The organism is Pandoraea soli (assembly GCF_902459595.1).
In the GTDB taxonomy this organism is placed as follows: domain Bacteria; phylum Pseudomonadota; class Gammaproteobacteria; order Burkholderiales; family Burkholderiaceae; genus Pandoraea; species Pandoraea cepalis.
Genome location: NZ_CABPSG010000001.1, coordinates 433915 through 451640, shown reverse-complemented (window position 1 = coordinate 451640; position 17726 = coordinate 433915). Strand labels below are relative to the sequence as shown.

At 63.4% G+C, this 17726-nt stretch carries 10 protein-coding genes and 2 tRNA genes; 8 read left to right on the top strand and 4 right to left on the bottom strand.

All coding sequences use genetic code 11. The features are described from left to right. Positions 1-131: 131 nt before the first annotated feature. The 6 genes from clpX to PSO31014_RS01800 all read left to right on the top strand — a co-directional run bounded on the left by clpX (position 132) and on the right by PSO31014_RS01800 (position 6832). On the top strand, positions 132-1412 hold the full coding sequence (clpX, locus tag PSO31014_RS01825) for an ATP-dependent Clp protease ATP-binding subunit ClpX (RefSeq protein ID WP_017234150.1): 1281 nt from the start codon (positions 132-134) through the stop codon (positions 1410-1412). A gap of 195 nt (positions 1413-1607) precedes the next feature. Continuing rightward, entirely contained in the window at positions 1608-4028 is a 2421-nt protein-coding gene (gene lon / locus PSO31014_RS01820; RefSeq protein WP_150550038.1) for an endopeptidase La, read from the top strand. A 273-nt stretch (positions 4029-4301) separates the two neighbouring features. Further along, on the top strand, positions 4302-4604 hold the full coding sequence (locus PSO31014_RS01815) for an HU family DNA-binding protein (RefSeq protein WP_484555843.1): 303 nt from the start codon (positions 4302-4304) through the stop codon (positions 4602-4604). Between the two features lie 56 nt (positions 4605-4660). Continuing rightward, positions 4661-4736: transfer RNA gene (locus tag PSO31014_RS01810), tRNA-Val, on the top strand. 14 nt (positions 4737-4750) lie between these two features. Further along, positions 4751-4827: transfer RNA gene (locus PSO31014_RS01805), tRNA-Asp, on the top strand. Between the two features lie 82 nt (positions 4828-4909). Further along, complete coding sequence (locus PSO31014_RS01800) at positions 4910-6832, top strand: SurA N-terminal domain-containing protein (RefSeq protein WP_150550036.1); 1923 nt, start codon at positions 4910-4912, stop codon at positions 6830-6832. A 59-nt stretch (positions 6833-6891) separates the two neighbouring features. On the opposite strand, the gene PSO31014_RS01795 is transcribed toward PSO31014_RS01800, so the two are convergent. Beyond that, positions 6892-7569, bottom strand: a complete 678-nt coding sequence (locus PSO31014_RS01795) for an arylesterase (RefSeq protein ID WP_150550035.1) — start codon at positions 7567-7569, stop codon at positions 6892-6894. A 22-nt stretch (positions 7570-7591) separates the two neighbouring features. Between PSO31014_RS01795 and PSO31014_RS01790 the strand changes: the two genes are divergently transcribed. Beyond that, entirely contained in the window at positions 7592-8314 is a 723-nt protein-coding gene (locus tag PSO31014_RS01790) for an ABC transporter ATP-binding protein (protein ID WP_150550034.1), read from the top strand. Positions 8315-8337: 23 nt separating this feature from the next. Here PSO31014_RS01790 and pgi read toward each other — a convergent pair whose 3' ends face one another. The 3 genes from pgi to PSO31014_RS01775 all read right to left on the bottom strand — a co-directional run bounded on the left by pgi (position 8338) and on the right by PSO31014_RS01775 (position 13410). After that, positions 8338-10005, bottom strand: coding sequence for a glucose-6-phosphate isomerase (pgi, locus tag PSO31014_RS01785; RefSeq protein ID WP_150550033.1), 1668 nt, complete (start codon positions 10003-10005; stop codon positions 8338-8340). A 114-nt stretch (positions 10006-10119) separates the two neighbouring features. Beyond that, on the bottom strand, positions 10120-11838 hold the full coding sequence (locus PSO31014_RS01780) for an NAD(P)H-hydrate dehydratase (protein ID WP_150550032.1): 1719 nt from the start codon (positions 11836-11838) through the stop codon (positions 10120-10122). A gap of 297 nt (positions 11839-12135) precedes the next feature. Continuing rightward, positions 12136-13410 carry a D-amino acid dehydrogenase gene (locus PSO31014_RS01775; RefSeq protein ID WP_150550031.1) on the bottom strand — a complete coding sequence of 425 codons (1275 nt, stop codon included), beginning with the start codon at positions 13408-13410 and terminating at the stop codon, positions 12136-12138. Positions 13411-13662: 252 nt separating this feature from the next. Between PSO31014_RS01775 and purL the strand changes: the two genes are divergently transcribed. Then, entirely contained in the window at positions 13663-17694 is a 4032-nt protein-coding gene (gene purL / locus PSO31014_RS01770; RefSeq protein WP_150550030.1) for a phosphoribosylformylglycinamidine synthase, read from the top strand. The last annotated feature ends 32 nt before the right edge of the window (positions 17695-17726 follow it).

Sequence of the window (17726 nt, the reverse complement as noted above, 5' to 3'; positions counted from 1 at the left end):
GAATTTATTGCCGATGCGGCTGGGTTACACGCTCGCGCGGCATGGCGTTACAATGGGATTCACGTATGCCGCGTTTGCCGCCCCCGGCGGGGGACGACCGGGGCGCAAATTGCTAGCAGGCTGACACACATATGGTGGATAAAAAAAGCACTTCCAACGGCGAAAAGCTGCTCTACTGCTCGTTCTGCGGAAAGAGTCAGCACGAGGTCAAGAAGCTCATCGCGGGGCCGTCGGTCTTCATCTGCGACGAGTGCATCGATCTGTGCAATGAGATTATCCGCGACGAGGCCGCTGCGGCCGAAGACGAGAGCGGCAGCGGCGGCAAGTCCGATCTGCCGTCGCCGCTGGAAATCCGCGAGAGTCTCGATCAGTATGTGATCGGTCAGGACCGCGCCAAGAAGATTCTGGCCGTGGCGGTCTACAACCATTACAAGCGACTGAAGCACCTCGGCGACAAGCGCGACGAGGTCGAACTCGCCAAGAGCAACATCCTGCTCATCGGGCCGACCGGTTCGGGCAAGACGTTGCTCGCGCAGACACTCGCCCGTCTGCTCAACGTGCCCTTCGTGATTGCCGACGCCACCACGCTGACCGAAGCCGGTTACGTGGGGGAAGACGTCGAGAACATCATTCAGAAGCTGCTGCAAAACTGCAATTACGAGATCGAGCAGGCGCAGAAGGGCATCGTCTATATTGATGAAATCGACAAGATCAGCCGCAAGTCGGACAATCCGTCGATTACGCGCGACGTGTCGGGCGAGGGCGTGCAGCAGGCGCTGCTCAAGCTGGTCGAAGGCACGATGGCGTCGGTGCCGCCGCAAGGCGGTCGCAAGCACCCGAACCAGGATTTCATCCAGGTCGACACGACGAACATCCTGTTCATCTGCGGCGGTGCGTTCGATGGTCTCGAGAAGATCATCATGAACCGTACCGAGAAGACGGGCATCGGGTTCGGCGCAACGGTCAAGACCGGTGAGGAGCGTGACGCCAGCGAGTTGCTGCGTGACGTCGAGCCGGAAGATCTGATCAAGTTTGGCCTGATTCCGGAGCTGATCGGTCGTCTGCCGGTGGTTGCCACGCTGGGCAAGCTCGATGAAGACGCGCTGGTGACCATCCTCGTCGAACCCAAGAACGCGCTGGTCAAGCAATATCAGCGCCTGTTCCTGATGGAGGGCGTGGAGCTGGAGATTCGTCCGGCCGCGATGCACGCGGTGGCGCGCAAGGCCATCAAGCGCAAGACGGGCGCGCGCGGGTTGCGCTCGATCATCGAGCAGGCGTTGCTCGAAGTGATGTACGAACTACCGTCGCTCAAGGGCGTCACCAAGGTGATCCTCGACGAAAACGCCATCAGCGGCGACGGGAAACCGCTTTTGATTTACCAGGAGTCGCCCAAGGTTGCCGGCTCCAATTGAACGGTCAACTCAGCGCTACCCGAAGCCGTTCATGGAAACATGGACGGCTTTTTTTCCTTCATACTAGTGCCGCGGGCAATGAAACCCCGAGCGGTGCAACTTACCGGCGAAAGGGCTGTTCCACTCCCCTTGTAATTCCCGTCGGCGGCCTCAATTAGCTGGAACACAACGGTATCGTTAAATATGGGGAACGAGATGTCAGGCACCCAAATCCTCCCGCCCGAAGCGATTCAACTGCCCCTGTTGCCTTTGCGCGACGTGGTCGTGTTTCCGCACATGGTGATTCCCCTTTTCGTGGGGCGTCCGAAATCGATTAAAGCGCTTGAAACCGCCATGGAAGGCGGCAAGCACATCATGCTCGTCGCCCAGAAGGCGGCGGCCAAGGATGAGCCCACGTCCAAGGATCTCTATGAGATCGGCTGCGTGGCGAACATCCTGCAAATGCTCAAATTGCCCGATGGCACCGTCAAGGTGCTCGTCGAAGGGATTCAGCGCGCCCGCACCCTGAGTGTGGACGAAGAGGAAACCCAGTTCACGTCGGAAGTGATGCCGCTCGAACCGGACGACGGCAACTCTCCGGAATCCGAGGCGCTGCGCCGCGCGATCGTGGCCCAGTTCGATCAGTATGTGAAGCTCAACAAGAAGATTCCGCCGGAGATTCTGACGTCGCTCTCAGGTATCGACGAGGCGGGTCGTCTGGCGGACACCATCGCGGCCCACCTGCCGCTCAAGCTGGAGCAGAAGCAGAACATCCTGGAAATGTTCCCGGTCATCGAGCGTCTCGAGCACCTGCTCGCGCAGCTCGAGAGCGAGATCGATATCCTTCAGGTGGAAAAGCGCATCCGTGGCCGCGTGAAGCGCCAGATGGAGAAGAGCCAGCGCGAGTACTACCTGAACGAACAGGTCAAGGCGATCCAGAAGGAGTTGGGCGAGGGTGAAGAAGGCGCGGATCTCGAAGAGCTCGAGAAGCGGATCAAGGCCGCGCATCTGCCCAAGGAAGCCAAGAAGAAGGCTGACGCCGAACTCAAGAAGCTCAAGCTGATGTCGCCGATGTCGGCCGAAGCGACCGTCGTGCGTAACTATATCGACACGCTGGTCGGTCTGCCGTGGCGCAAGAAGAGCAAGGTCAACAACGACCTGTCGAACGCCGAGAAGGTGCTCGACGAGGATCACTTCGGTCTTGAGAAGGTCAAGGAACGCATCCTTGAGTATCTTGCCGTGCAACAGCGCGTCGAGAAGGTCAAGGCACCGATCCTGTGCCTGGTGGGGCCCCCGGGTGTGGGCAAGACATCGCTCGGTCAGTCGATCGCACGTGCGACGAACCGCAAGTTCGTGCGCATGGCGTTGGGCGGCGTGCGTGATGAGGCCGAGATTCGCGGCCACCGTCGCACGTATATCGGGTCGATGCCGGGGAAAATCCTGCAGAGTCTGTCGAAGGTCGCCGTGCGCAATCCGCTGTTTCTGCTCGACGAAGTGGACAAGATGGGCATGGACTTCCGCGGGGATCCGAGTTCGGCGCTGCTCGAAGTGCTCGACCCCGAGCAGAACCACACGTTCTCGGATCACTACGTCGAGGTCGACTTCGATCTGTCGGATGTGATGTTCGTGGCCACGTCGAACTCGCTGAACATTCCGGCGCCGCTGCTCGACCGTATGGAAGTGATTCGCCTGTCGGGCTACACGGAAGACGAGAAGGTCAATATTGCCCAGCGTTATCTGCTGCCGAAGCAGAAGAAGAACAACGGGCTGAAGGAAGGCGAGATCGATCTGGCCGAAGCTGCGATTCGCGACATCATCCGCTACTACACGCGCGAAGCCGGTGTGCGTTCGCTCGAGCGCGAGATCTCGAAGATCTGCCGCAAGGTCGTGAAGATGCTGTTGCTCAAGAAGGTTGACGGTGCCTCGATCAAGGTCGACGCGGGCAATCTCGACAACTTCCTGGGCGTGCGCAAATTTGACTTCGGTCTGGCCATGAAGGAAAACCAGATCGGTCAGGTCACGGGTCTGGCGTGGACGGAGGTGGGCGGCGATCTGCTGACCATCGAAGCCGCGTTGATGCCGGGCAAGGGCAACATCATTCGTACGGGTTCGCTCGGCGACGTGATGAAGGAGTCGGTCGAAGCCGCGCGCTCCGTCGTGCGTTCGCGTGCGCGTCGCCTCGGTGTGACGGATGAGCAGTTCGAGAAGAAGGACATCCACATTCACGTGCCGGAAGGTGCGACGCCGAAGGATGGTCCGTCTGCCGGTATCGCCATGACGACGGCGCTGGTCTCGGTGCTCACTGGCATTCCGGTGCGTGCAAATGTGGCAATGACCGGTGAGATCACGCTGCGCGGTGAAGTGCTGCCGATCGGTGGTCTCAAGGAGAAGTTGCTGGCGGCTCACCGTGGCGGCATCAAGCTTGTGTTGATTCCAGAGGAGAACGTGAAGGATCTCGCAGAGATTCCCGACACGGTCAAGAACGCGCTGGAAATCATGCCGGTGCGCTGGATCGACAAGGTACTTGAGCTGGCGCTGGAGCATGCACCGACGCCGCTGCCCGAGGAAGAGGCGAAGGCCGCGCCTGTCACGCCGAATACGGATGCAAGCGGCAAGCAGGAGGTCATCAAGCACTGACGGTCATTTGTCGCGTGGCGTGCAACGGGTGATTTCGCCGTAGCACGTTTTGCGGGAAGGTGCGCAAAAAGCCCGGGGGGTTTCCCCGGGCTTTTTTTATTCAGGCGAAGGGCTCGAAAATGACGCTTGGGAAGCGCAGATTCAGGAGTGCTTCCTAAGCCGCCCAAAGGGCGCAAAACGGCTTGACATCAGGGTTTCCGGCTTGTCTAATGGCAAAGCCGACGGACCTAGCGGATCAAAGACAAGGCGCGCAAAGAGCGCCTCCGCGGCTCAATCGCCTACTATCCTTGCAAGGGGGTTACAGTGAACAAGACGGAACTGATCGATCATATCGCGGGTGAAGCAGACATCTCGAAAGCGGCTGCCGGTCGGGCACTTGAAGCATTGGTGGGTGCGGTAAAGAAATCGCTGAAGAAGGGAGACAGCGTGACGTTGGTCGGCTTCGGCACGTTCCACGTGGCCAAGCGTGCAGCCCGTACCGGACGCAATCCGCGCACGGGCGCCGCGATCAAGATCAAGGCAGCGAAGGTTCCGAAATTTCGCCCTGGCAAAGTGTTGAAAGATACGTTAAACTGATTGGCTTCCCTGTTTCGGCGGGGAGTTGCAGCAAGAACAACACTTGAATCGGGAACGGGTGCTTAGCTCAGTTGGTAGAGCGGCGCCCTTACAAGGCGTAGGTCGGGGGTTCGAGCCCCTCAGCACCCACCAGTTCCAGATCTTGGGGAGCGGTAGTTCAGTTGGTTAGAATACCGGCCTGTCACGCCGGGGGTCGCGGGTTCGAGCCCCGTCCGCTCCGCCAAATTGTGAAAAGGCGAACTTCGGTTCGCCTTTTTTGCCATATGGCGTCTTAAGACGCATCCAGACGACTATTCCGATTTCGTATGTTCGACTTCATCCGCCGTCATCAACGATTGGTTCTCATCTTCCTGACGGTGTTGATCGTGCCGTCGTTCGTGGTATTTGGCGTTCATGGCTGGCAGGAATACGCCGCAGACGCCAGCACCATCGCCAAGGTCGGCGACCAGACCGTGACGCGCCAGGAATACGACAGTGTGCTTCGCGCGCAGACCGAGCGCATGCAACAGATGTTTGGCGGCGCGGTCGATGCCAACCAGATCAACACCCCCGAAATGCGCGCCGCGGTGCTCGATAACCTGATCCAGCAGAAGCTGCTCACGCAGGAAACGCTGAAGAAGAATCTTTCGGTGCCCGATGCCCAGGTGCGTGAGGCGCTGCTCGCCATTCCGGCGATTGCCCAGTTGCGCCGTCCGGATGGTTCCATCGATGAAGCGAAGTACGCGCAATTGCTTTCCGCGCAAAACCTCACGCCACAGCGCCTTGAAGCGCAAATTCGCTTCGAGCTGGCGTCGAACCAATTGCCGTCGAGTGTGCAAGCAAGCGCCATGCTGCCAAAAACGGTGCTCGAACGCTTCGCGCAACTGCGTGCTCAACAGCGCGAGGTCTCGGTACTGACCTTCCCGGTCACCGACTACGCCGGCAAGATCGTTCCGACGCAGCCGCAGATTCAGGCGTATTACGATGCGCACAAGGCGGCCTTCCAGACGCCCGAATCGGCCGAGATCCAGTATGTCGTGCTCGACCCGAAGGCCATGCCGGCTTCGGCACAGACGCCCGCGAGCGATGACGTGCTGCGCAAGATGTACCAGGACAACCTGAAGCAATACACCACGCCTGAACAGCGCCGCGCATCGCACATCCTGATCGCGTCGCCCGCCGACGCATCGCCGGCCGATCACGCCAAGGCGAAGGCCAAGGCCGACGCTTTGCTTGCCGAGATCAAGAAGCATCCGGACGACTTTGCCAAGCTGGCCAGCGCCGATTCGGAAGACCCGGGCTCGAAGGCCAACGGCGGTGATCTGGGCTTCTTCGCACGCGACGCAATGGTCAAGCCGTTTGCCGATGCCACGTTCGCACTGAAGCACGAGGGTGACGTCAGCGATGTCGTGAAGAGCGATTTCGGTTATCACATCATCAAGCTGACCGGCATCAAGCCGGAGCAGACCAAATCGTTCGATGAAGTGAAAGCGCAGCTTGCCGATCAGTATCGACAGCAGGAATCGGCAAAGGCCTATGCGAAGTTGGCCGACCAGTTCACCAACGCCGTGTACGAACAGCCCGACAGCGTGCAGCCGGCGGCCGACAAGCTCAACCTGAAGGTGCAGACGGCCACGGTCACGCGGACGCCGAATCCGTCGCAGGCGAAGCTCCCGATCGGCAACGAGAAGCTGCTCAAGGCCGTGTTTGGCGACGAGGCGCTCAAGAACAAGCGCAATACCGAAGCGGTCGATGTCGGTCAGGGCGTACTGGTGTCGGCGCACGTGGTGAATTACCACCCGGCCGCCACGCCGCCGCTCGCGCAGATCGAGGCGCAAGTCAAAGAGAAGGTCGTGGCCGATCTGGCCGAGCAGGCCGCGAAGACGGCCGGCCAGGCCAAGCTCGAAGCGCTCAAGAAGGGGGGCGACGCCGCATTCGGCGCTGCGCAAACCGTTTCGCGAGACAACCCGGGCAAGCTGCCGGCGACGGCACTGGGCGCAATCTTCAGCGCCGATACGACCCGGTTGCCGGCGTATGTTGGTGTCGCTTTGGGCGAAGGTCAGGGCTACGCGGTGTATCGCATCGGCAAGGTCACGCAGCCGGCCGAGCAGGACGCACAGCATCTTGCCGCCGAGGCGCAGCAACTCAACCAACTGGCGGCGCAGGCCGAATGGAATGCCTGGCTGGGCGACCTGCGTGCGCGCTCGAAGGTGAAGATCGTGAACGATGTCACCAAGTCGGGTGCCTGATCCGGCGTCCGATGCCATCGCTGAATGAAACTGGAAACGCGGCCAAACGGCCGCGTTTTTTATGCGCCGGACTTCTTCGGCGTTCGTGCTTGCGCGGGGGGCGAGGGCGACTTTCCGGCGGGCTTGAGTAGCGGTTTGACCGTTGGCCAGACGTTCTGCAGGATTTGCGGGTGTGCCTTGGCCAGCGGGTGAATCTGATCCTGCTGGAACCAGTCGGGGTGTTCGATAACACCCGCCAAGAGGAACGGCACGTAGCCGGTTTTTTCCTGCTTCGCCACGAGCGAAAACATCGTGAAGAACTGCTCGCTGTAGTCGAGCCCGTAATTCGGCGGAATGCGCATGCCGACGACGATCACACGGCTGCCTGCCTTGCGTGCCGCGCCGATCATCTCGCGCAGATTGCTGCGCGTGAGATCGAGTGGAATGCCGCGCAGCGCGTCGTTGCCGCCGAGTTCCAGGATCGTGATGGCGGGATGATAGCGTTCGAGCAGCGGCGCGAGGCGCGCGCGTCCACCGCTCGTCGTGTCGCCGCTGATGCTCGCGTTCACGACGTTATAATCAAACCCGCTTTGCGTGATCGTCTGTTGCATCAGATTGACCCAGCCGGTACCGCGCGCGATGCCGTATTCGGCCGAAAGGCTGTCGCCGACGACCAAAATCGTTGGCGTCCCAGAACTTGCCGCGTTCGCCGCGGTCCCTGACAGGATGCACCCGCCTACGAGGGCGGAGGCGGCCATTTTCAAGAACTCTCTTCTAGCCATGTCGTTTTCCGAAAACGTGATTGAGGTGCGGGGGCTGGGCAAACGGTTGCGCGACGCGACCGGCGAGCTGGTCATTTTGCAGGATATCGATGTCAGTGTCGCCAAAGGTCAGAGCGTGGCCATCGTCGGCGCGTCGGGATCGGGGAAGTCTACGTTGCTAGGCCTGATGGCGGGGCTCGACACGGCAAGCGACGGCAGTATCACGCTGCTGGGCAAGTCGCTCGGCGATCTCGACGAAGAGGGCCGGGCCGCGTTGCGACGCGGTGCCGTCGGTTTCGTCTTTCAATCGTTTCAACTAATGCCGCACCTGACCGCGCTCGAGAACGTGATGCTGCCGCTCGAGCTGCTGGGTGAGACACGCGACGTGCACGATCGTGCCATCAAGTTGCTTGAGCAAGTGGGGCTGGGATCGCGCCTGGCGCATTATCCGAAGCAGCTCTCCGGCGGCGAACAGCAGCGCGTAGCGCTGGCGCGGGCTTTCGTCACCGAGCCCGCCGTGCTGTTTGCCGACGAACCGACGGGCAGTCTCGATACGGCGACGGGGGAGCGTGTCATCGACCTGATGTTCTCGCTCAACAAGGCCAGTGGTGCAACGTTGGTGCTCGTGACGCATGATCAGGCGATCGCGCAGCGTTGCGACGCAACGGTGCAACTCGCCGGTGGACGACGCATCGATGGTCCGTTAGACGCACGAGACGCGGGGTCGAAAAGGCCGCAGTGATGTCGCTGCGGCGATCGCGCGCTTCAGTGCTTGCGTGTTAGGGCGTCGCCCGCGAGGCGAATCAACGAGGTCGTCGAGGCGTCGTGCGCGTCGGGCGTGAGCAAATCCGGATCGGCGAGTTCGGGCTCGATGGCACGGCTCAGCGTCTTGCCCAGTTCAACCCCCCATTGGTCGAACGGATTGATATTCCAGATGGCGGCCTGCACGAACACCTTGTGCTCGTAGAGCGCGATCAGCGCACCCAGGCGCTCGGGCGACAGTTGGTCGATGACGAGCGTGTTGCTGGGGCGATTGCCGTTGAAACGGCGTTGTGCGCCCAGCGGTCCGCCGGCTTGTTCCGCCGTGGCCATCGAACCGCCTTGCAGCAACGCTTCGCTTTGCGCGAAGCAATTGGCGAGCAGCTTGCGGTGATGATCGAGATAGGCCGGCGCATCGTATTGCGGATTCAGGACGGCGATAAAGTCCACGGGCACCAGCGTAGTGCCCTGGTGCAACATCTGAAAGTAGGCGTGCTGACCGTTCGTGCCCGGCTCGCCCCAGAGGATCGGCGCGGTTTGCCACGCGACGGGCGCCCCGTCGATCTGCACCGACTTGCCATTGCTCTCCATGTCCAGCTGCTGCAGATACGGCGGCAGTTTCTGCAAGGCGTCGGTATACGGCGCGATGGAAATCGTCTGGGCGTCGAAGAAATTCCGGTACCAGATGCCGAGCAGGCCAAGCAGTACCGGCATGTTGGACTCGAGCGGCGCGCTGCGGAAGTGTTCATCCATGGCATGCGCACCGGCGAGCAACGCGTCGAAATGCTGCGGCCCGAGATAGAGCATGATGATGAGTCCGATCGACGACCACAGCGAATACCGCCCGCCGACCCACTCGCCAAACTCGAACACGTTCTCGCGATGAATGCCGAAGCGCATTGCTTCCTCTGCATTCGTCGAGACCGCTACGAAGTGCTTGCCGAGGGCGCTCTCAGGAATGCCCTGCGCGACAAACCAGGCGCGAATCGTGCGCGCGTTGGTCATGGTTTCGAGCGTGGTGAAGGTCTTCGAGCACACCACGACGAGTGTGGTTTCGGGGTCGAGCGAGGGCAGTGTACGCGCCAGTTCGGTGGGATCGATGTTGGCAATGAAGTGCGCGCTCAAATCTCGCCGTCCATAGACGGCAAGCGCGTCGCACACCATGCGCGGACCCAGGTCCGATCCGCCGATCCCGACATTGATGAGGTGTCGAATGGGCTTGCCCGTCGCACCGACCCAGCGCCCATCGCGTACGCTTTCACTGAACGCACGCATGCGCGAGAGGGTCTCGCGCACCCCGCGGCTGATGTCGCCGGCCGCATCGCGAAAGGTCATATCCTTCGGTGCGCGCAGCGCAACGTGCAACGCCGCGCGGTTTTCCGTGATGTTGACCGCTTCGCCGGCCCACATTGCATCGCGCTTGGCCGGCAGGCCGCATTCGCGCGCGAGTTGTGCGAGCAACGTGCGTGTTGTGCCGGTAATGCGGTTCTTCGAGTAATCGAGATACAGACCGGCCGCACGCAATGAAAATTGTTCGACGCGTGCATGGGCGCCGGTGCTCGCGAACCAGTCGCGCATGTGCTGCGCGGCAATGTCGTCGCGGTGCGTGAGCAGGGTACGCCAGGCAGGGAGTTGATCCAGACGAGTGGAAGGCGCGGATGGCTTGTACGGCATGTGCGATAAGGACATTTCGATTAAGCGGAGTATAACGGGAGTCGTCGCGAAATCACGCAGAAATGCGACGGTGGACGACCGTCTCGTGGCCCCACGTCCTGGTGAAGCGAGATGTCAGGGCGAGCCGGCCGGCGTCGTGCGCAGCGTTCGCGTGCTTCGCTTCGCGCACCCCGCCTCGTTCAGCAAGTCAGCCAGTTCGGCGCGCATGGCGGGCAAAAGTTCACTTGCCGTCAGTCCAGCGGGGCCGGCCCCTGCGGCGACGCACCGTTCCGCGGCCCGGCCGTGCAGCCAAACTGCGGCCAGTGCGGCTTGTGGCGCTGGCATGCCCTGCGCGAGCAGCGCACCGATCGCGCCCGTGAGTACGTCGCCCGTGCCCGCCGTCGCCAGCCCGGCATTGCCCGTCGTATTGATCCAGGCGTGCGTTCCGTCGTCGATGACGCTGCCTGAGCCCTTGAGCACGACCGTTGCGCCGAAGCGTTGCGCGAGCGCCCGTGCGCAAGCCAGCCGATCCGATTGAACGTGTGCGACGTCGTCACCTGCCAGGCGCGCCGCTTCGAGCGGATGCGGTGTCAGCACGGTGGGGCCGGCGCGACGGCGCACGCGCTCTGCGAGCGCGGGCGCGGCGGCCAGCAGATTGAGGGCGTCGGCATCGATGACCAGGGGCGTGTCGTCCAGGGCGAGCGCGCGCGACAGGCACGCGGCCGATGCGGCGGAGGTGCCGAGCCCGGGGCCGACGGAGACGGCCTGCATCGTCGCGAGATCGAGGTTTTCCGCAGGACGCAGCATCAGTTCGGGGTGCTGCGGATCCCAGGCGGGTGCATCGTGCGCGACGAAGCCGACATAGACACGTCCCGCGCCCGTCATCAATCCGGCACGCGCGCAAAGCAGCGGCGCTCCGATCATGCCTTCATGGCCGCCCAGCACCGCCAGCGATCCATAGCTTCCCTTGTGCGACGCATGGTGACGCTGCGGCAAATGCGCAAGGAACGCGGCCGGCGCGCTCGTCGCGATGGCCTGGCCGTCGGGGCGTGCGGACCGCACCGCGGCCAGCACCTCGTCCGTTCCCAGTGTGGCAATGAGTACCTCCCCGGCAACGTCGCGCCCCATCCCGGTGAGCAGCCCGGGGCTGGCGCCCAGCATTGCCACCGTGACGTCGGCGTGAATGACCGGTCCGTCGACGACCCCGGTGGCTGCCGCCAGCCCGCTGGGAATGTCGATGGCGAGCACCGGCGTGCCCTGTGCGTGGGCCTCGACGATGCGCTCGACGAGCGCCGCGGCGGGGCCTTCGAGAGGGCGCTTCAAGCCGATGCCGAAGAGGCCGTCGACAATCCAGGCGTACCCCGACGGGGGCGTCCGGATGGCCGGTGCAGGCTGAACGGGCACGCCGGCGGCGAGGGCGTCGGTGTGCGCCCAACGGGCGTCGTCGGTCGAAGGTCCCCCAAGTTGCCACACATCGACGAGCACGCCGCGCCGATGCAATTCGCGCGCCGCAACGTAAGCATCGCCCCCGTTGTTGCCGGGCCCGGCGAGCAACAACACCGGTTGACGGCCCACGCTCGCGAGGGCGGGCAAGCGACCGATGAGCCACTCGGCGACGGCAGCCCCGGCGCGGGCCATGAGCGTGTGGGCAGGGAGTTGGGCGGCAGCGGCCCGCTCGACGTCGCGCAACGCGTCGGGAAGCCATAAGTCGAGGGTGTCCCGCGTGCCTGCGGCAGTGGGAGACGTTGCGCACACGCTTGACGTCCCTATGGAACGGTGCAGGGAATCCGCGCTGGCAGGGGGGGCGGCAACGGCCGGAGCAGCAGGGACATCGGCGGGCAATGAATCGGACATGACAGGCAAAGCTCCCGGTTTCGAGGGGCGGCGAACGCTGCACATCGCCGCATGCCGGCATCGACAGCTTGGGCGCGGTGTGTTCTGCGGGCCATTCAGAGATTATGCCCTCAACGCAACGTTCTGCCTGCCGGTGGGAATCTGGATGCAATGTCGGCTTTCACCGACAGTGTGCCGCCGGACCGAGGCTCGCTGGTGACCGTGCGACGTTGCCACGGCCAGGCCGGACGCGGGCGGCCGCCGTCATCGGGCGTTTCGTCGCAAACTGCGCGAGTACGCCGTGACCCATTGCGTATATCAGTGCGCGTAACGAGCGAGTGTCAGACCGTTCAGATCGATTTCCGGCGTTTGTCCTGAAATGACGTCGGCGAGCACGCGACCGGAACCGCAGGCCATCGCCCAGCCGGTCGAACCATGGCCGACGTTCAGGAAGATGCCGGGCAGCGGCGTCGCGCCGAGCACGGGCGGGCCGTCGGGGAGCATCGGACGTGCGCCGACCCAGGCGCGCGCCTCCCGGTACTTGCCTGCGCCGGGGAACCAGTCCGTCGCCACTTTGTAGAGCGTGGCGATCGCACGTTCGCGCAGCACGAGTTCCGTATCGCCCAGTTCGGCCGTGCCGGCAATGCGCAGACGGTTGCCTTGCGGGGTGATGGCGGTCTTGAACGACTCGTCCATGACGGCGATGCGAGGGCTGAACAGTTCGGTCTTGACTGGCACTGTGATTGAATACCCCTTGATCGGCCAGAGCGGCAAGTCAATGCCCAGCGGACGCAGCAGCGCCGTACTGGCCACGCCGGCCGCGATCACGACGGCATCGGCTTCGAGTGTCGTGCGCTGCGCAAGCTGCGCGGTGCTGGCCGTCTCGACGGTGACCCCCGATCGGCCCACGTTCGGGCGCACCGACAGCACCGTCGTCTCGGTAGCGAGCGTGACGCCCATCTCGCGGGCGATCTGGGCGAGGCGTTTGGTAAAGAGAGGGCAGTTGCCGGTCTCGTCACGCGGCAGGTGCAGGCCACCCGCCAGTTGGGCGTCGATCGAAATCGCCGGTTCGAGCTTGCGGCACTCGTCGGCCGTGAGCAAGCGATGCGGCACTTCGTTCTCGGCGAGCATGGCGCGCGCCGGTTCGTTCATCTTGACGTCGCGTTCGGTGCGGAACAGTTGCAGATAGCCCTGCGTGTGCTCGTACTCGAAGACATGGGTCTCGCGCAGTGCATGCAGGCAGCGCTGGCTATAGAACGCGAGACGCTGCATCCGCTCGCGGTTGGCGCGGTAGCGTTCGAGTTTGCATTCGCGCAGCCAACGGGCGGCCCAGCGCCAGGTGCCGGCCGACAGGCCCGGCCGGAAGACGAGCGGACTGGCCGAGCTGAACAGGTAGCCGAGCAGTTTGCGCGGCATGCCCGGCGCTGCCCATGGCGTGACGTAGCCGGGCGCGATGACGCCGGCGTTGCCGAAGCTGCTCTCTTGCGCCACCGTGCTGTTGCGCTCGACAAGCGTGACCGTATGCCCCGCGGCGGCCAGATAGTAGGCGGTACACGTACCAATGACCCCGCCGCCGATAACGATGACCTTCATTCCCAACCGTCTGGTGTGTGGCGAACGCCCGTACGCTCGCTTGTTAGTGTCGTTTTATGCCGTGCCGCACCCGAATGCCGGTTTCGCGGCCCGTGTTGATGACGGGCGCATAGGTTACCAGAGAGACGCCCTCGCAGGGCGGGAGGCTCCCCATAATGCGTGTGGCGCACTCGGGTCTAACCCGGGGTAAGCAGGGTATAATCTCGCTTTGTCGTTCCCCCGCGTTTTGAACGCCTCGCCTTCCGTCCTTCCATGACTCACATTGCCTGCTTCGCCGGCGCCTTGGCGCTCTCCGAATTCCGCCAGCAACGTCTTCTGCAGACCCTGCAAGCCATCGACAGTTCGATCGTGCGTGTCGACGCCCGCTACGTGCATCTCGTGGCCAGCGCCGAACCGCTGTCGAGCGAAGACGTGGCCCGCGTCGCCGGTCTGCTCACCTACGGTGAGCCGGTGCGTGAAGAGCCGGTGGGCGACCAGTTGCTCGTGATCCCGCGTCTGGGCACGATTTCGCCCTGGGCGAGCAAGGCGACGGATATCGCCCGCAACTGCGGCATCGATCACGTGCGTCGTATCGAGCGCGCCGTTGAATACACGATCGGTGTGAAGTCGGGCCTGCTCGGCGGCAAGAAGTCGCTGGCGGCCGATGTCCTGGCGCGCGTCGCCGGCGTGCTGCACGACCGCATGACCGAGACGGTCGTGGCCTCGCGCCACGACGCCGAGGCGCTCTTCGTCGAGTTGCCGGCCAAGCCGCTGCAGACGATCGACGTCATCGGCGTGGGCCGCAGCGCCCTCGAAACCGCCAACCGGGATCTGGGTCTCGCGCTGGCCGACGACGAAATCGATTATCTGGTCGACGCGTTCACGAGCCTGAAGCGCAATCCGACCGATGTGGAACTGATGATGTTCGCGCAAGCCAACAGCGAGCATTGCCGTCACAAGATCTTCAATGCGCAATGGACCGTCGACGGTCAGGCGCAGGACAAGTCGCTGTTCCAGATGATCAAGAACACGCACCAACTGCACCCGCAGGGGACGGTGGTGGCGTATTCGGACAATGCTTCGGTGATGGAAGGCGCCGAAGTCGAGCGCTGGTATCCGCGTGGCGCCGACGGCCAGTATGGCCGCAGCGTTGAACTTACGCACACGCTGATGAAGGTGGAGACGCACAACCACCCGACGGCCATTTCGCCGTTCCCGGGGGCGTCGACGGGCGCGGGCGGCGAGATTCGCGACGAGGGCGCGACCGGCCGCGGCTCCACGCCGAAGTCGGGCCTGACCGGCTTCACTGTATCGAATCTGGTGCTGCCTGACGCGCGCGAATCATGGGAGAACGATCTCGACGTGGCGGTGCCGCCGTCGCTGCGCAAGCCCGACGACACCGGTGCCGACTACGGCCGCCCGGACCGCATTGCGTCGCCGTTGCAGATCATGGTCGACGGCCCGCTGGGCGGCGCCGCGTTCAACAACGAATTCGGCCGCCCGATTCTCGGCGGCTATTTCCGTACGTACGAGCAGAACGTGGCCGGCCGCGTGCGCGGCTATCACAAGCCGATCATGATCGCGGGCGGCATGGGCAACATCGCCGCGCAGCACACCCACAAACACAATCTGCCGGCCGGCACGCTGCTCATTCAGATCGGCGGACCGGGCATGCGTATCGGCATGGGCGGCGGTGCCGCCAGCTCGATGGCCACCGGCACGAACACGGCCGAGCTCGACTTCGACTCGGTGCAGCGCGGCAATCCGGAAATCGAGCGTCGTGCGCAGGAAGTGATCAATGCGTGCTGGCGTCAGGGTGAGGCCAACCCGATCCTGTCGATTCACGATGTAGGCGCGGGCGGTCTGTCGAATGCGTTCCCGGAACTGGTCGACGGCGCCGACAAGGGCGCGCGCTTCGATTTGCGTCAGGTGCAGCTCGAAGAGTCGGGCATGTCCCCGGCGGAAATCTGGAGTAACGAAGCGCAGGAGCGTTATGTCCTGGCGATCGCGCCGGACAGCTTCCCGGCCTTCCAGGCGATCTGCCAACGCGAGCGTTGCCCGGTCGCCGTGGTCGGTATCGCTACCGATGAGCGTCAACTGAAGCTGGTCGATGCGATGCATCCGGAGTCGCCGGACCCGGTCGACATGCCGATGGACGTGCTGCTCGGCAAGCCGCCGCGCATGCATCGCGACGTCACGCGCGTGGCGACGACACTCCCGCCGGTGGACGTGACGGGTCTGTCGCTCGACGACGTGGCACGTGCCGTACTGCGTCACCCGACGGTGGCCAGCAAGTCGTTCCTCATCACGATTGGCGACCGTACCGTGGGCGGCTTGACGGCGCGCGACCAGATGGTCGGCCCGTGGCAGGTGCCGGTGGCCGATTGCGCCATTTCGCTGATGGACTACACGGGCTATCGTGGCGAAGCCATGACGATGGGCGAGCGTACCCCGCTGGCCGTGATCGACGCGCCGGCGTCCGGCCGCATGGCGGTCGGCGAAGCCATCACCAACATTGCGGCGGCGCCGATTGCGTCGCTCGACCAGATCAAGCTGTCGGCTAACTGGATGGCGGCGTGCGGCACCGAAGGGGAAGACGCTGCGCTGTTCGATACGGTCAAGGCGGTCGGCATGGAACTGTGCCCGGCGCTGGGCCTCTCGATTCCCGTCGGCAAGGATTCGCTGTCGATGCGCACCAAGTGGGAAGACGCCGGCCGCAGCAAGGACGTGGTTGCGCCGGTATCGCTGATCGTCTCGGCCTTCGCGCCGATCGAGGATGTGCGCGGTCATCTCACGCCGCAACTGCGCTCGGTCGCGCAAGTGGGCGAGACGGTGCTGATCGCCATCGATCTGGGTCGCAACAAGAACCGTCTGGGCGGCAGTATCCTCGCGCAGGTCACGCAGCAGATCGGTGACGTGGCGCCGGACCTGGACGATCCGGCCGATCTCCAACGCTTCTTCGACGCCATCCAGACACTGAACCGCGACGGCAAGCTCCTGGCGTATCACGATCGTTCGGACGGCGGCCTCTTCGCGACCGTGGCGGAAATGGCTTTTGCGGGGCACGTTGGTGTGTCGCTCAATGTCGATATGCTCACGCTCGACGACGGCTTCGAATCCGATTACGGCGATGCCAAGGATTGGGCCAAGCAGACGGTGGGCCGTCGCGAAGACAAGACGCTGCGCGCGCTTTTCTCGGAAGAACTTGGCGGGGTGATCCAGGTGCGCGCCTCGGAGCGCGATGCGGTGTTGCAAATGCTGCGTGAAGCCGGATTGTCCGCCTGCTCGCACGTGATCGGCAAGCCGAACACGAATGACGTCATCGAAATCTATCGCGATGCAAAGAAAGTGTTTGGCGCGCCGCGCTCGGCGTTGCAACGCGAGTGGTCGGAAGTGAGCTGGCGCATCGCGCGTCTGCGCGATAACCCGGCCGCTGCCGATGCGGAATACGAAACCCTCAACGACACGAGCGACCCCGGTCTCTCGCCGAAGCTCACGTTCGATGCCAGCGAAGATGTTGCGGCCCCGTTCATCGCGACGGGCGTGCGTCCGAAGATGGCCATCCTGCGCGAGCAGGGCGTGAATTCGCACCTGGAAATGGCCTACGTGCTGGACAAGGCCGGCTTCGACACCTACGACGTGCACATGAGCGATCTGCTCGCCGGCCGTCACTCGCTCGAAGCGTTCAAGGGCTTCATCGCCTGCGGTGGATTCTCGTACGGCGATACGCTCGGGGCGGGCGAAGGTTGGGCCAAGACGATTCTGTTCAATCCGGCGCTGGCTGAACAGTTCGCCGGCTTTTTCAACCGTGCCGACACGTTCGCACTGGGCGTGTGCAATGGTTGCCAGATGATGAGCAACTTGTCGAACCTGATCCCGGGTGCGGCGGCTTGGCCTAAGTTCACGTACAACCAGTCGAAGTACGAGGCGCGTCTTACGCAGGTGGAAGTGCTGGATTCGCCGTCGCTGTTCTTCAAGGACATGGCCGGCTCGCAACTGCCCATCGTGATCGCGCACGGCGAGGGCTATGCCAACTTTGGTCAGCAAGGAAACATCGATCAGGCGATTGCCGCCGTGCGTTTCGTGGACCATCGGGGACAGCCGACCGAGCAGTATCCGTTCAACCCGAACGGTTCGCCGCGCGGCCTGACCGCAGTGACCACGGGCGACGGCCGCTTTACGGTCATGATGCCGCATCCGGAGCGTGTGTTCCGCACGGTGCAGATGAGCTGGGCGCCCGAGCAGTGGGGCGAAGACAGCCCGTGGATGCGCATGTTCCGCAACGCGCGTCGCTGGGTAGCTTAAGCGGCGATATTTCGCACGTCAGCGCGTGCGGA

Coding starts and splice junctions, on each gene's coding strand:
- clpX (WP_017234150.1), top strand. CDS start 132: ATGGTGGATAAAAAAAGCACTTCCAACGGCGAAAAGCTGCTCTACTGC.
- lon (WP_150550038.1), top strand. CDS start 1,608: ATGTCAGGCACCCAAATCCTCCCGCCCGAAGCGATTCAACTGCCCCTG.
- PSO31014_RS01775 (WP_150550031.1), bottom strand. CDS start 13,410: ATGAAGGTCATCGTTATCGGCGGCGGGGTCATTGGTACGTGTACCGCC.
- PSO31014_RS01780 (WP_150550032.1), bottom strand. CDS start 11,838: ATGTCCGATTCATTGCCCGCCGATGTCCCTGCTGCTCCGGCCGTTGCC.
- PSO31014_RS01795 (WP_150550035.1), bottom strand. CDS start 7,569: ATGGCCGCCTCCGCCCTCGTAGGCGGGTGCATCCTGTCAGGGACCGCG.
- PSO31014_RS01790 (WP_150550034.1), top strand. CDS start 7,592: ATGTCGTTTTCCGAAAACGTGATTGAGGTGCGGGGGCTGGGCAAACGG.
- purL (WP_150550030.1), top strand. CDS start 13,663: ATGACTCACATTGCCTGCTTCGCCGGCGCCTTGGCGCTCTCCGAATTC.
- PSO31014_RS01800 (WP_150550036.1), top strand. CDS start 4,910: ATGTTCGACTTCATCCGCCGTCATCAACGATTGGTTCTCATCTTCCTG.
- pgi (WP_150550033.1), bottom strand. CDS start 10,005: ATGCCGTACAAGCCATCCGCGCCTTCCACTCGTCTGGATCAACTCCCT.